Below are 14,927 nucleotides of genomic sequence, written 5' to 3' on the forward strand. Positions count from 1 at the left end.
TTGCCGGGCAAGGCCGATTGGCATGCCGAGCATCTTAAGGCGAATCGGCCATCCGGGTGGCCCAGCCGTGCCGTCCGGAGGGCCGAGCCGCTTTGCCGGCGCTTTGCCCGGCAGCCGCCCCCGATCCCGTATAATCGATCGTTTCCGAATCCATGCCGTCGCGCGCCCACCAAGGGCGCCGGCGTTTGAAGCCGTCTTTGCCAGACTGTCCCCGCACGCCATGAAAGCTGCCGAAATCCGCGAGAAATTCCTCAAATTCTTCGAATCGAAGGGCCACACGATCGTCCGCTCGTCGAGCCTCGTGCCCGGTAACGACCCGACGCTGATGTTCACGAACTCGGGCATGGTCCAGTTCAAGGACGTCTTCCTCGGCACGGACCCGCGCCCGTATTCGCGCGCCACGACCGCGCAGCGCAGCGTGCGTGCGGGCGGCAAGCACAACGACCTCGAGAACGTCGGCTACACGGCACGCCACCACACGTTCTTCGAGATGCTCGGCAACTTCTCGTTCGGCGACTACTTCAAGCACGACGCGATCAAGTTCGCGTGGGAGCTGCTGACCACGGTCTACCAGCTGCCGAAGGACAAGCTGTGGGTCACCGTCTACCAGGAAGACGACGAGGCATACGACATCTGGGCGAAGGAAGTCGGCGTGCCGACCGAGCGCATCATCCGCATCGGCGACAACAAGGGCGCGCGCTACGCGTCGGACAACTTCTGGACGATGGGCGATACCGGCCCGTGCGGCCCGTGTACCGAAATCTTCTACGACCACGGCCCGGACGTGTGGGGCGGCCCGCCGGGATCGCCTGAAGAAGACGGCGACCGCTACATCGAGATCTGGAACCTCGTGTTCATGCAGTTCAACCGCGACGCGCAGGGCAACATGACGCGCCTGCCGAAGCAGTCGGTCGACACCGGCATGGGCCTCGAGCGTCTCGCCGCGGTGCTGCAGCACGTGCACAGCAACTACGAGATCGACCTGTTCCAGAACCTGATCAAGGCCGCCGCGCGCGTGACCGAGATCAGCGACCTCACGAACAACTCGCTGAAGGTGATCGCCGATCACATCCGCGCCTGCTCGTTCCTGATCGTCGACGGCGTGATCCCCGGCAACGAAGGCCGCGGCTACGTGCTGCGCCGGATCGTGCGCCGCGCGATCCGCCACGGCTACAAGCTCGGCCGCAAGGGTTCGTTCTTCCACAAGCTGGTGGCCGACCTCGTCGCCGAGATGGGGGGCGCGTATCCGGAGCTGAAGGAAGCCGAACGGCGCGTGACCGACGTGCTGCGCCAGGAAGAGGAGCGCTTCTTCGAGACGATCGAGCACGGGATGTCGATCCTCGAAGCCGCGCTGGCCGACGTCGAGGCGAAGGGCGGCAAGGTGCTCGACGGCGAACTCGCATTCAAGCTGCACGATACGTACGGCTTCCCGCTCGACCTCACGGCCGACGTGTGCCGCGAGCGCGGGATGACGGTCGACGAGCCGGCATTCGACGACGCGATGGCGCGCCAGCGCGAACAGGCGCGCGCGGCCGGCAAGTTCAAGGCGGCGCAAGGCCTCGAATACACGGGCGCGAAGACCACCTTCCACGGCTACGAGGAAATCGCGTTCGACGACGCGAAGGTCGTCGCGCTGTACGTCGACGGCTCGTCGGTCAGCGAAGCGAAGGCCGGCCAGGATGCGGTCGTCGTGCTCGATCACACGCCGTTCTACGCGGAATCGGGCGGCCAGGTCGGCGACCAGGGCGTGCTCGCGAACGCCGCGACGCGCTTCGCGGTGGCCGACACGCTGAAGGTGCAGGCCGACGTGATCGGCCACCACGGCACGCTCGAGCAGGGCACGCTTAAGGTCGGCGACGTGCTGCGCGCGGAAATCGACGCGCATCGCCGTGCCCGCACGCAGCGCAACCACTCGGCCACCCACCTGATGCACAAGGCGCTGCGCGAAGTGCTCGGCGCGCACGTGCAGCAGAAGGGTTCGCTGGTCGACGCGGAGAAGACCCGTTTCGACTTCGCGCACAACGCGCCGATGACCGACGACGAAATCCGTCGCGTCGAGCAGATCGTCAACAACGAAATCCTCGCGAACGCGCCGGGCATCGTGCGCGTGATGCCGTACGACGAAGCGGTGAAGGGCGGCGCGATGGCGCTGTTCGGCGAGAAGTACGGCGATGAAGTGCGCGTGCTCGACCTCGGCTTCTCGCGCGAACTCTGCGGCGGCACGCACGTGCACCGCACCGGCGACATCGGCTTCTTCAAGATCGTCGTCGAAGGCGGCGTCGCGGCCGGCATCCGCCGCGTCGAGGCGATCACCGGCGACAACGCGGTGCGCTTCGTGCAGGATCTCGACGCATGCGTGAACGAAGCGGCCGCCGCGCTGAAGGCGCAGCCGTCGGAACTCACGCAACGCATCGCGCAGGTGCAGGACCAGGTGAAGTCGCTCGAGAAGGAGCTGGGTGCGCTGAAGTCGAAGCTCGCATCGAGCCAGGGCGACGAGCTCGCGCAGCAGGCCGTCGAAATCGGCGGCGTGTACGTGCTGGCCGCAACGCTCGACGGCGCCGACGCGAAGACGCTGCGCGAAACGGTCGACAAGCTGAAGGACAAGCTGAAGAGTGCGGCGATCGTGCTGGCGGCCGTCGAAGGCGGCAAGGTCAGCCTGATCGCGGGCGTCACGCCCGACGCGAGCAAGAAGGTCAAGGCCGGCGAGCTCGTGAACTTCGTCGCGCAGCAGGTCGGCGGCAAGGGCGGCGGCCGTCCGGACATGGCGCAGGCTGGCGGCACCGAGCCGGCCAACCTGCCGGGCGCGCTGGCCGGCGTGAAGGGCTGGGTCGAAGAGCGGCTCTGATCGTCATGACCGATGCGATGCCGTCTCGCTGAGCGCATCGCACGCATCGAAAAACGCCCCGAATCGGCAGATGCCGGTCGGGGCGTTTCGTTTGTACGCGTCGATCGATGCGGCCGCGCGCGAACACCGGTCAGGCCGGCACGGTCACCGGCGGTTTAGCCGCGTCGCCAGGCTGCCGCGCGGCTTCCGTGAGCGCATCGCGCAGCGCGGCGAGGGCCGCCGATGCATAGCCCTGCCGCCACGCGAGCAGCGTGTCGATGCCTTCCAGTTCGGGGATCGTGTGCGCGGCGATGTTGCCGGTCTGGGGCTGCAGATCGAGCACCGAACGCGGCGCGACCGCGATGCCCGCGCCGGCCGCGACGCACGCGACGATCGCGTGATACGAGCCGAGTTCGAGCACACGCGCCGGCTTGACGCCATGCGCCGCATACCACTGCTCGACGTATTTGCGATACGTGCAGCCGCGCTCGAACGCGATCAGCGACGGCAGGATCACGTCGCGCGGCGTGCGCACCGGCGGATGGCCGCGCGGCGTCAACAGCACGAGATCCTCGCGGAAGATCGGCACCGTCTCGAACGTGTCGGGCAGGGCATCCGGCTCGGGCGGGCGCGCGAACAGCGCGGCGTCGATCTCGAAGTCGCGCACCCGGTCGATCAGCCAGCCCGTCGTGCCCGTCAGCAGTTCGAGCGACACGTCGGGCCACGCGTGGTGATAGTGCGCGAGGATGGTCGGCAGCCGGCTCGCGGCCGTGCTCTCCATCGTGCCGAGCCGCAGCCGGCCGCGCGGCGTGTCCTCGCGCACCGCGTCGCGGGCCTCGTCGGCGAGCGCGAGCAGGCGCTCCGCATACGGCAGCAGCGTATGCCCGGCCGGCGTCAGCACGAGCCGGCGGCCGTCGCGCACGAACAGCGCCGCACCGAGTTCCTCCTCGAGCTGCTTGATGCGCGTCGTGACGTTCGACTGCACGCGATTGAGCTTGGCCGCCGCGCGCGTCACGCCGTTCTCTCGCACGACCGCCCGGAATATCGCCAGCGCCGCCAGATCCATGATTCTCTCCATGGGATGGATTGATTCTTAATTATTCATTTTTCGAGAACGTTTGGTCAAGCTAGGATGGAAACATTCCGATTTCCGATCCGGCCGGCGCGTCGAGCGCCGGCTGCTGCTGCCATGTCCCGCTTCGATGCCCCGACCGCCACTGCCGGCGTGCTTTCGTCCGATCAGGCCGACCGCCGTGCCCGCGCGGCCGCGCTGGCCTGCATGGTCGGCCTCGCCGTCGTGCTCGGCGTCGGCCGCTTCGCGTTCACGCCCTTATTGCCGTTGATGCTCGCCGACGGCTCGATCGGCCTGAAGGCCGGAAGCTGGCTTGCGTCGGCGAACTATGCGGGCTACTTCGTCGGTGCGGTCAGTTGCGCGGCGCTGCGCGTCGCGCCCGCGCGGATGGTCCGCTTCGGGCTCGTGGCCACCGTGCTGCTGACCGCGGCGATGGGCGTCGGCCACCTGCTGCCGGTGTGGCTCGCAGTGCGCTTCGTCGCGGGCGTCGTCAGTGCCTGGACGTTCGTGTTCGTGTCGCAATGGGGCTTGCGGCGCCTGGCCGAGCTGTACGCACCGGAGTGGAGCGGGGTGATCTATGCAGGGCCGGGCGTCGGCATCGTCGTGACGGGGCTGATCGGCAGTGCGCTGGCCGGCCAGCATGCGGCGGCGGGCTGGCTCGGCTTCGCGGCGCTGTCGGCCGTGCTGACGGTCGCGATCTGGCGCACGTTCGGTGCGGCGCCGGCGCATGCGGCACCGTCGGCTGCTGCTGCCCCGCACGCGGCGACCGGCGCGCCGGCCGCTCCGACGGCACCGGCCGGCAAGCGAAACCATCGCGCGGATGCCGCGTGGCTCGTCGTGCTGTACGGCGCGCCGGGCTTCGGCTACATCATCACCGCGACGTTCCTGCCGGTGATCGCGCGCGCCGCGCTGCCGGCCGGTTCGCCGTGGCCCGACCTGTTCTGGCCGATGTTCGGCGCGGCGCTGATCGTCGGCGCGATCACCGCCGCGCGGCTGCCCGGGCACTGGGACAACCGGCTGTTGCTGGCGGCCGGCTGCGCGACGCAGGCGCTCGGCATCGCGGCCGGGATCGTGTGGCCGAACGCGGCCGGTTTCTCGATCGGCAGCGCGCTGCTCGGGCTGCCGTTCACCGCGATCACGCTGTTCGCGATGCGCGAGGCACGGCGCCTGCACGGCGAGCGCGCGGCCGGGCTGATGGGCTATGCAACCGCCTCGTACGGCGTCGGTCAGATACTCGGGCCGCTCGTCGCGGCGCCGCTGGCCGCGCGCTTCGGGTCGTTTACGCCCGCGCTGTGGGTCGCGGTGGTCGCGCTGCTGATCGGCGCCGCCGGCTTCGCGGCAACGGCCGCATACGGACGCCGGCCATCCTGAGATCGGCGGGGCCGGATCGTCTGCGGTGCGGTCAAACTCGCTAGAATGAAGCCTTTCCCGCGCCGAGCGGGTGCGCGGGCAGCCGGCAGGCGGCCGTCCGGCGCTCGCCAGATCCCCATCGATGACCACCGCCGACTACCGCTTTTGCCCGCGCTGCGCGAGCCCGCTGACCGAGCGCGCCGATCCCGAACATGAAGGCGGCCGCATCCGGCAGGCATGCCCGGACGATGTGTGCGGCTACGTGCACTGGAACAACCCGCTGCCCGTCGTCGCCGCGATCGTCGAACTCGACGGCAAGATCCTGCTTGCACGCAACGCGGCCTGGCCCGAAGGCATGTTTGCGCTGATCACCGGTTTCCTCGAAAACGGCGAGACGCCCGAGGACGGCATCGCACGCGAGGTGTTCGAGGAAACCGCGCTGAAAGCCGAGCATGTATCGCTCGTCGGCGTGTACGAATTCATCCGCAAGAACGAGCTGATCATTGCGTACCACGTGCGCGCATCGGGCACGGTGTCGCTGTCGCCGGAACTGCTCGAATACAAACTCGTCGATCCGCCGCTGCTGCGCCCGTGGCGCGCCGGCACCGGTGTCGCGCTCGCCGACTGGATGCGCGCGCGCGGCCTCGATTTCGAATTCGTCGACCGGCCGGGGCAGTGACGGGCCGGCCTGCCCGCAGGGTGTCGTCCGCCGCGCCGCGAGCGATCGCGACGCGGCGTTCCGCCTCTTGCCGGCGTGCCGTGCTGCACGGCCGCCGCGTGTCGTCCTCACCGTTCCCATCGCTCCCATCGACCTGACCGCCATCGCCATGTCCGACAAGCCGCAGCCGCGTCCGCGCGACGCCTATCGCCACTTCCTGCCGATCACGACCCGCTGGATGGACAACGACGTCTACGGGCACGTGAACAACGTCGTCTACTACAGCTACTTCGATACCGTCGTGAACGCGTACCTGATCCGCGCGGGCGTGCTCGACGTCGAGCACGGGCAGACGATCGGGCTGGTGGTCGAGACGCAGTGCAACTACTTCGCGCCGCTCGTGTTTCCGCAATCGGTCGACGCGGGGCTGCGGGTCGTGAAGCTCGGCACGTCGAGCGTGCGCTACGAGGTCGGGCTGTTCGCGCAAGGCGACGCGGCGCCGGCCGCGCAGGGGCATTTCGTGCACGTGTACGTCGATCGCGGCACGCGCCGCCCGGTGCCGCTGCCCGACGCGCTGCGCGCCGCGCTCGACCCGCTCACGGCCTGACGCTACGCAGTGCACGCGTTCGCGCTCCAGGCCTTCAACGGCCTCAGCTACGGCTTGCTGCTGTTCATGCTGTCGGCCGGACTCACGCTGATCTTCAGCGTGCAGGGCGTGCTCAACTTCGCGCACGCGAGCTTCTACATGCTCGGCGCGTATGTCGGCTACAGCATCGCGGCCGGTGCGGGCTTCTGGCCGGCGCTCGTGCTCGCGCCGCTCACGGTCGGGCTGCTCGGCGCCGGCTGCGAACGCGTGCTGCTGCGTCGCGTGCAGGCGCGCGGCCATACGAGCGAGCTGCTGCTGACGTTCGGTCTTGCCTACCTGATCGGCGAGGGCGCGAAACTCGTGTGGGGTCTCGCGCCGTTGCCGGCGCCCGTGCCGTCGCTGTTCGACGGCGGGCCCGTGACCGTCTTCGGTCTCGCGTTGCCGCGTTACCGGCTGTTCATGATGGCGATGTCCGCGACGATGCTGGTCGCGCTCGGCGCGCTGCTGCGCGTGTCGCGCATCGGGCTCGTCGTGCGGGCGTCGCTCACGCATCGCGCGGCCGTCGAGGCGCTCGGCTACGACGTGCCGCGCGTGATGACGGCGCTGTTCGGCGCGGGCACCGCGCTCGCGGCGCTGGCCGGCGTGATCGGCGCGCCGCTCGCGGTGATCGAACCCGCGCTGGCCGAGACCGTCGGGTCGGTCGTGTTCGCGGTCGTCGTGATCGGCGGGCTCGGCTCGCTCGGCGGCGCGTTCGTCGCGTCGCTCGCGGTCGGCTTCGCGCAGACCTTCGCGGCCGCGAGCGACACGTCGCTGCGCGACCTCGCGCAATGGGCCGGCATCGCGCTGCCCGACAGCGTCGCCGCGGTGTCGATCGCGCAACTGGCGCCGCTGGTGCCGTACCTGCTGCTCGTCGCGGTGCTGGTCGCGCGGCCGCGGGGGCTGTTCGGCGAGCGTGTCGATGCGTAGCCGCGCGCTGGCCGGATGCGCGCGCTGGGCGCTGTTCGCCGCATGCTTCGTGCTGCCCGCGTGGCTGTGGCCGCATGGCGCGGTGCTCGGCTATCTCGCGCAGACGGCCGCGCTCGTCGTGCTCGCGCTGTCGTACAACCTGCAGCTCGGCACGACCGGGCTGCTGTCGTTCGGGCACGCGGCGTTCGCGGGGCTCGGCGCGTTCGCGGCCGCGCACTGGTTCAACCATCTCGGCGGCCCGTTGCCGCTGCTGCCGCTCGTCGGCGGCGTGGCCGGCGCGGGATTCGGGTTCGTCGCGGGGCTGCTCGCGACGCGCCGTTCCGGCACCGCGTTCGCGATGATCACGCTCGGGCTCGGCGAATGCGTCGCGGCGGCCGCGTGGAGCGTGCCCGCGTGGTTCGGCGGCCTCGGCGGCGTACCGATCGACCGCGCGAGCGGCACGCCGTGGGGCAACTGGCATTTCGGTGCGCCGGTGCACGCGTATGCGGTGATCGCCGCGTGGTGCGTCGTGTCCGCGTGGGCGATGCACGCGCTGACGCGCACGCCGCTCGCGCGGCTCGCGAACGCGGTGCGCGACAACCCGGCGCGGGTCGCGGCGCTCGGCACCGATCCGCGCCGCGTGCGGCTCGCGATGGTCACCTGCGCGTCGTTCTTCGCCGGCGTCGCCGGCACGCTGACGCTGATCGACGTCGAGATCGCGACGCCCGACAGCGTATCGATGGCGCGCTCGGCGACCGTGCTGATCGCCGCGGTGATCGGCGGCACCGGCGCGTTCTTCGGGCCCGCGGCCGGCGCTGCCGTGCTGACCGCGCTGAGCATCGTCGTCGCGGGCGTGTCGCGCGCGTGGGCGCTGTATCTCGGCGTGCTGTTCGTCGCGATCGTCGTGGCCGCGCCGCGCGGGATCGCGGGCATCGCGCAGGCGATGCGGCGCGGCGCACCGGCCGTCGAGCGGTGGCGCATGCTGTGCGCGATCGGCGCGTGCGTGTTCTGGGCCGTCGCGCTCGTCTGCGCGGCCGAGCTCGGCTATGCGTGGCGCTTCGCGCAGGACGACGGCACGGGCCTTGCGTTCGGCGCATGGGGCATCGACGCCGATACGCCGGCCGGCTGGGCCGTCGCGTGTTCGGCGGCCGGCATCGGCACGCTGCTGTGGGGCTGGCGCGCGCGGTTCCTGTCCGGCGGGCAGGCCGGCAAGCGGGAGGACGCGCGATGAACGGCAATGCGATCGCGCTTCACGGTGTCGTGCAGCGCTTCGGTGCGCAGACGGTGCTCGACGGTGTCGAGCTGAGCATCGCGGCCGGCGAGCGTCATGCGCTGATCGGGCCGAACGGCGCGGGCAAGTCGACGCTGTTCGGCGTGATTGCCGGTGCGACGCGGCCGACGCGCGGGCGTGTCGTGCTGCACGGCGTCGAGCTGCGCGGACGCGGGCCGGTCGTCGCGAGCCGCCTCGGCATCGGCCGCAGCTTCCAGCAGACGAGCGCGTTCGCGCGACTGACCGTATTCGACAACCTGCGCTGCGCGGCACTGCATGCGCCGGCCGAGCGGCGCCGCTGGTGGAACCGGCTGCGCGAATCGGCATCGGTCGATCTCGCGGCCGCGCGCGTGCTGCACGACATCGGTCTCGACGCGCGGCGCGACACGCCGGCCGGCGAACTGAGCTATGCGGAGCAGCGCGCGCTCGATCTCGGGATCGCGCTCGCGAGCGGTGCACGCACGCTGCTGCTCGACGAACCGACGGCCGGCATGAGCCGTGCGCAGGCCGCGCGGATGATCGCGCTGATCCGCGCGACGACGCAGGGCCGCACGGTGCTGATGATCGAGCACGACATGGACGCGGTGTTCGGCTTCGCCGAACGCATCACGGTGCTCGTGCGCGGCACGGTGGTCGCGACCGGGGCGCCCGATGCGATCCGCGCCGATCCGCGCGTGCGCGCCGCGTATCTGGGCGAGGGCCGCACATGAGCGCACTGCTCGACATCCGCGGCCTGCGCGCGTGGTACGGGATGCAGCCCGTGCTCGACGGCGTCGATCTCGCGCTCGCGCCGGGCGAGACGCTCGCGTTGCTCGGCCGCAATGGCTCGGGGCGCTCTACGCTTGCGAAGGCCGTGATGGGGCTCGTTCGCACGGCAGGCTCGGTGCGTATCGCCGGCACCGAGTGCGTGGGCGCGCGCACGTTCGAGATCGCGCGGCGCGGCGTCGCTTACGTGGCCGAAAGCCGCGATGTATTCCCGCTGCTGACGGTCCGTGACAACCTGCGGCTCGGATTGCGCGGCGTGAGCGGATCGGCCGAGCGCGCGGCGCTCGAGCGCCTGCTCGACCGCTTTCCGCTGCTGGCCGCGCGTGCGGACGTGAAAGCCGGGCGGCTGTCGGGCGGCGAGCAGCAGGTGCTCGCGCTGGTGCGTGCGCTGGCCGGCAGCCCGCGCGTGCTGATCGTCGACGAGCCGGCCGAAGGGCTCGCGCCGCTCGCGGTCGACGAAGTCGGCGTGTGCCTCGCCGCGCTGCAGGCCGACGGCGTCGCGATCGTGCTGATCGAGCAGCGGCTGCAGTTCGCGCCGCGGCTCGCGCGGCGCGTCGCGGTGATGGGGCGCGGACAGATCGTCTATGACGGCGCGCTGGACGGCCTGGGCGGCGAGGTCGCCAACGCATGGTTGAGCGCCGGCTGACGGCGCGAGATCGATTGTTCGTCAAACTCCGCCAGTCAATTCGTTTGGAGCCGCTTTATCGCTGCGGCGCCGCACAGTAAATTTCCAGTCAGGCCGGTTGCCGCAGCAGCGCATCAATGCATCGCCGCGGCAACCGGCGCCATCCATCGAAGGTCTTCTGACTGAGGAATGAAATCATGAGCAAGCTGGCAGGCAAGGTAGCGATCGTCACGGGCGCCTCGAAGGGCATCGGCGCGGCCATCGCCAAGGCACTGGCCGCGGAAGGCGCGGCGGTCGTCGTCAACTATGCGAGCAGCAAGGCGGGCGCCGATGCGGTCGTGAGCGCGATCGCCGAAGCGGGCGGCCGTGCGGTCGCGGTCGGCGGCGACGTGTCGAAGGCGGCGGATGCGCAACGCATCGTCGATACCGCGATCGACACGTACGGCCGTCTCGACGTGCTCGTCAACAATTCCGGCGTGTACGAATTCGCGCCGATCGAAGCGATCACCGAAGAACACTACCGTCGGCAGTTCGACACGAACGTGTTCGGCGTGCTGCTGACCACTCAGGCGGCCGTCAAGCATCTCGGCGAAGGCGCGAGCATCATCAACATCAGCTCGGTGGTGACCAGCATCACGCCGCCGGCCAGCGCCGTGTACAGCGGCACCAAGGGCGCGGTCGACGCGATCACCGGCGTGCTCGCACTCGAGCTCGGCCCGCGCAAGATCCGCGTGAACGCGATCAACCCGGGGATGATCGTGACCGAGGGCACGCACAGCGCGGGCATCATCGGCTCCGATCTCGACAAGCAGGTGCGCAGCGAGACGCCGCTCGGCCGCCTCGGCGAGCCGGACGACATTGCGTCGGTTGCCGTGTTTCTCGCATCGGACGATGCACGCTGGCTGACCGGCGAGCGCCTCGTCGCGAGCGGCGGCCTTCACTGACCGGATAACACCGCACCGGCCGCAGCGGCGGCGAAATCCGCGACGCTGCGTCGAGCCTGCTTCGACAGCTCGCGCAGCGTGTCGCATCGTTGCGATGCCGCCCGCGACATCCGCTGCACGCCAGTGGCACGAATGCGATTCCAGTAGAGGCCGCCTTCTGATTTCGCATCGCACTGCGGCATAAAACGGTCATCCCGCGTGCGCGACGACGGTGCACGCGGCTTGCCGGATGCAATCGAAGTCATCCCCCCGAATTCTCCTCATACGCCCGTCACGCAAGGCTGACGGGCGTTTCTCATGGCGCGCCGCCTGATCGGCGGCTGCCGTTCCGATGCGCCGCGCGCACGTCCCCCATTCAAGTTGCGAATGTGTGCATCGCAACAATCCATTTCATCCGCGGCGACCGGAGCGGTATGGTGAACGCACGTTCGATATTCATCGACCGACGCACATCCATCACGCGAAGACGCCATGAAAACGACTCACGATCGACTCGGTCACGCGACACGTCCAACCGCCGGCGGCCCGCCCGAAGGCGGCGGCGACCGACGCGATGCAGGCCTGCGCCTGCCGGCGAAGCTGGTGGGTCCGATCGTGCTCGGCACGCTGCTCAACGCGCTGAACTCGTCGATGATCGCGGTCGCGCTCGTCAGCATCCAGCAGGCCTTCGCGCCGCACGGCGCCGCGCAGGAACGCATCGATACGCTGTGGCTCGTGTCGGGCCTCTATCTCGCGACGGCCGCCGGCCAGCCGACGATGGGGCGCCTCGCCGATCGCTTCGGCGCGAAGCGGATCTTCTGCATCGGCCTCGCGATCGTGCTGCTGGCATCGGCGCTCGCGCCGTTCGCGCCGACGCTCGGCTGGCTGATCGCCTCGCGCGTCGCGCTCGGCATCGGCACGTCGGCCGCGTATCCGGCCGGCATGGCGATGATTCGTAGATGGTCGCAGCAGCACGCGAACGGCGCGACGCCGACGGGCGGCCTGGGCGCGATTTCGATCGCGGCGCAGGTGGCCGTCGCGTTCGGCCCGCCGCTCGGCGGCGCGCTCGTGCAGTTCGCCGGCTGGCGCGCGATCTTCTGGATCAACGTGCCGATCGTGCTGGCCGCGTTCCTGTTCGCATGGCTGTGGATCCCGGCCGATCCCGCCTATCGCGGCGCGCAGGCACGCAGCACGCTGCGCGGCACGCTGAAGGAACTGGATCTTCCGGGTGTCGCGTTGTTCGTGCTGACGCTGGCGGGCCTGCTGCTGTTCCTGCAATCGGTGTCGCGCGAACCCGACTGGCTGCTGCTGGCCGCGACGCTCGTGCTGGTGCCGCTGCTGATCCTCCGCGAGCGCCAGGCCGCGGCGCCGCTGATCGACATTCGCATGCTGGCTGACAACCGTCCGCTGCTCGGCACGTATCTGCGCTGCATCGGCACCTATGCGGTGTTCTACGCGATTTTCTACGCGCTGCCGATGTGGCTGCAGGAGGCGAGGGGGCTGTCGGCCGCCGATGCCGGCCTCGTGATGCTGCCGGTCGCCGGCATCGGCACGGTCACGACAATGCTCGCGACCCGCATCGTGCACCGTCACGGCGCGCGCCCGGTGCTGGTCATCGGTTCCGCGCTGCTCTGCATCGGCAGCCTCGTGATGAGCCTGATGACGAGCAGCTTGCCGATCGCGGCGATCGTCCTGCTGTCCATCGTGTTCGGTATTCCTAATGGTTTCAACAATCTCGGCAATCAGGCCACGCTCTACCAGAGCACGCCGCACGACCGGATCGGCACGGCCTCGGGGCTGTACCGCACCGCGCAGTACGTCGGCGGCAGCCTGTCGTTCGCACTCGTCGGTCTCGCGCTCGGCCATCCGGCGAGCGATCACGGCCTGCGCGAGCTCGCCGTCGTCCTGGCGGTCATCAGTGTGCTGCTGTTGCTCAATGCCGTATCGAGCCGGCACCTCGACGCCGCCGTTTCTTCCGTTCCACAACAAAAGTGAGGGTTTTACATGTCCATTCCGACGCTCAATCGCACCGCCGCGCTCGTCGCCATCGATCTGCAGAACGGCATCGTCTCGCTGCCCGTCACGCCCTATACCGGCGCGCAGGTCGTCGCGAAGACGGTCGAGCTGGCGGCGGCGTTCCGCGCGCTGGGGCTGCCCGTCATCTACGTGCACACGAGCTACCAGCCTGACGGCGGCGTCGCCCTGAAGGTGAAGACGGATGTGCCGTCGTCGCCGCCGAATCTCGATCCCGAATGGAGCGCGTTCGCGCCGGCGCTCGGCGTGCAGCCGTCCGACATCGTCGTGACGAAGCATCAGTGGGGCGCGTTCACCGGCACCGACCTGGACGTGCAGCTGCGCCGCCGCGGCATCACCGACATCGTGCTGACGGGGATCGCGACCAACATCGGCGTCGAATCGACGGCGCGCCAGGCGTACGAAAACAACTACAACGTCGTCATCGTGAGCGACGCGGTCAGCACCTCGTCGGCCGATGCGCAGACGTTCGCGCTGACCCAGATCTTCCCGAAGCTCGGGCAGGTCGCCGCGGCGGCAGACGTGGAGGCGGCACTGGAGCAGGCTCAATCGCGCTGAAGCCGGCGATCCGTTCGGCGCGCATTTTCAAATATCTGTCGTTTACCGAGGAATGACGATGATCAAGACCGATGCATGGGTTCTCTACGCAGGACCCGAACCGACCCGGCAGCAGCCGCCCGTCGCGGGCGAACTGCGCCGCGAAGCCTTCCAGTTTTCCAGTCTCGAAGCCGACGAGGTGCTCGTCGAGCCGCTGTACGGATCGTGGGAAGCGAACCTCGACCATGCGCTGTCGCGCAATCCGGTCGATATCTGCCGCCAGCGCCGCGAAGACAAGATCGTGCTGGGCAACGGCGCGCTCGTGCGCGTCGTGGAGCGCGGCAGTGCGGTCAAGACACTGACGGACGGCGAGATCTGCATGGTGATGCCGTTCGGCAAGCGCGACGAATACGGGTTCGCCGAGCTCGTCTACGCGTACGACGCGCCGGGCACGATCGGCGTGATGGCGCAGCGCACCAAGATGCGCGCCGACAACCTGGTGCCGGTGCCGACCGACAGCCGCCACTCGCTGCTGCAATGGGCGACCTACGGCCGTTACTTCACCGCGTGGGACAACTGGAAGGTCGCGTCGACGTGCTGGCGCTCGCAGTTGCCGGACGTCGATCCGGCCGACAACCTGGTGTTCGGCTGGGGCGGCGGCACGACGCTCGCCGAACTGCAGCTGGCGAAGCGCGAAGGCTTTCGCGTCGCGATGACGGCGAGCAACGACCGCAGGCTCGAGGAGCTCGCGAAGCTCGGCATCACGCCGGTGGACCGCCGCAAGTTTCCCGATCTCGCGTATGACGAGGCGCGCTACCGTTCCGATCCGGAATACCAGGCGCGCTACCGCGAGTCGGAGCGCGTATTCGCCGAGACGATCGCCGAGCTGAGCGGCGGCCGCGGCGTCTCGATCTTCCTCGACAATCTCGGCGGTGCGCTGTACCGCGCGACGATGCGCGTGACGGGCCGCACCGGCATCGTCGCGACGGTCGGCTGGAAAACCGGGATGCGCCTGTGGAACCTGCGCGCGACGGAGTGCATCAACCGCCGCCTGCACATCCACACGCACGCGTGGCGCTACGACGACAGCATCACGATCCGCGACTTCCAGGAGTCGACCGGCTGGATCGGCCAGGAACCGACCGAGATCTTCGATTTCGACGACGTGCCGAAGCTGGCGTCCGACTACCTGAACGGGAAGATCGAGACGTATTTCCCGATCTATCGGATCAACGCGGTCTGAGCCGCGTGACGCGCGCCGCACCCGCATCGTCCCGCAACGTTTAGTCATGCAGACGATAGCGGCGTGCGGCGCGCCGTGCAACCTATCTGGCAGGA

General features: G+C 69.5%; 13 protein-coding genes. 12 read left to right on the plus strand and 1 reads right to left on the minus strand.

Annotated elements, in window-relative coordinates; translation table 11 throughout:
- Positions 1–220 precede the first annotated feature (220 nt).
- Positions 221–2,845, plus strand: a complete 2,625-nt coding sequence (gene alaS / locus AC5LXK_RS07305) for an alanine--tRNA ligase (RefSeq protein ID WP_493390973.1) — start codon at positions 221–223, stop codon at positions 2,843–2,845.
- 130 nt (positions 2,846–2,975) lie between these two features.
- Here alaS and AC5LXK_RS07310 read toward each other — a convergent pair whose 3' ends face one another.
- The gene (locus AC5LXK_RS07310; protein ID WP_493390974.1) at positions 2,976–3,890 is read right to left on the minus strand and encodes a LysR family transcriptional regulator; all 915 of its coding nucleotides are present in this window, start codon (positions 3,888–3,890) and stop codon (positions 2,976–2,978) included.
- A gap of 123 nt (positions 3,891–4,013) precedes the next feature.
- Between AC5LXK_RS07310 and AC5LXK_RS07315 the strand changes: the two genes are divergently transcribed.
- From AC5LXK_RS07315 to AC5LXK_RS07365, 11 genes are all read left to right on the plus strand, one after another.
- A complete protein-coding gene (locus AC5LXK_RS07315; protein ID WP_493390975.1) occupies positions 4,014–5,267 on the plus strand; it encodes a YbfB/YjiJ family MFS transporter in 1,254 nt (417 codons plus the stop codon).
- 121 nt (positions 5,268–5,388) lie between these two features.
- Positions 5,389–5,925, plus strand: coding sequence for an NUDIX domain-containing protein (locus AC5LXK_RS07320; RefSeq protein WP_493390976.1), 537 nt, complete (start codon positions 5,389–5,391; stop codon positions 5,923–5,925).
- Between the two features lie 148 nt (positions 5,926–6,073).
- On the plus strand, positions 6,074–6,511 hold the full coding sequence (locus AC5LXK_RS07325) for an acyl-CoA thioesterase (protein WP_493390977.1): 438 nt from the start codon (positions 6,074–6,076) through the stop codon (positions 6,509–6,511).
- A gap of 9 nt (positions 6,512–6,520) precedes the next feature.
- Positions 6,521–7,456, plus strand: coding sequence for a branched-chain amino acid ABC transporter permease (locus AC5LXK_RS07330; RefSeq protein ID WP_493390978.1), 936 nt, complete (start codon positions 6,521–6,523; stop codon positions 7,454–7,456).
- Complete coding sequence (locus AC5LXK_RS07335; protein WP_493390979.1) at positions 7,449–8,666, plus strand: branched-chain amino acid ABC transporter permease; 1,218 nt, start codon at positions 7,449–7,451, stop codon at positions 8,664–8,666. The genes AC5LXK_RS07330 and AC5LXK_RS07335 overlap by 8 nt, the downstream gene beginning before the upstream one ends.
- Positions 8,663–9,415: an ABC transporter ATP-binding protein gene (locus tag AC5LXK_RS07340; RefSeq protein ID WP_493390980.1), complete on the plus strand. Its 753-nt coding sequence runs from the start codon at positions 8,663–8,665 to the stop codon at positions 9,413–9,415. The genes AC5LXK_RS07335 and AC5LXK_RS07340 overlap by 4 nt, the downstream gene beginning before the upstream one ends.
- Positions 9,412–10,116 carry an ABC transporter ATP-binding protein gene (locus tag AC5LXK_RS07345; RefSeq protein WP_493390981.1) on the plus strand — a complete coding sequence of 235 codons (705 nt, stop codon included), beginning with the start codon at positions 9,412–9,414 and terminating at the stop codon, positions 10,114–10,116. Before AC5LXK_RS07340 ends, AC5LXK_RS07345 begins: the two co-directional genes overlap by 4 nt.
- A gap of 176 nt (positions 10,117–10,292) precedes the next feature.
- Positions 10,293–11,039, plus strand: coding sequence for a glucose 1-dehydrogenase (locus AC5LXK_RS07350; protein ID WP_493390982.1), 747 nt, complete (start codon positions 10,293–10,295; stop codon positions 11,037–11,039).
- A 471-nt stretch (positions 11,040–11,510) separates the two neighbouring features.
- A complete protein-coding gene (locus AC5LXK_RS07355) occupies positions 11,511–13,013 on the plus strand; it encodes an MFS transporter (protein WP_493390983.1) in 1,503 nt (500 codons plus the stop codon).
- 9 nt (positions 13,014–13,022) lie between these two features.
- Positions 13,023–13,610: a hydrolase gene (locus AC5LXK_RS07360; protein WP_174972545.1), complete on the plus strand. Its 588-nt coding sequence runs from the start codon at positions 13,023–13,025 to the stop codon at positions 13,608–13,610.
- A 58-nt stretch (positions 13,611–13,668) separates the two neighbouring features.
- Entirely contained in the window at positions 13,669–14,832 is a 1,164-nt protein-coding gene (locus AC5LXK_RS07365) for a zinc-binding alcohol dehydrogenase family protein (RefSeq protein ID WP_493390984.1), read from the plus strand.
- Positions 14,833–14,927: the final 95 nt, after the last annotated feature.

It is taken from the genome of Burkholderia pulmonis (assembly GCF_984667975.1).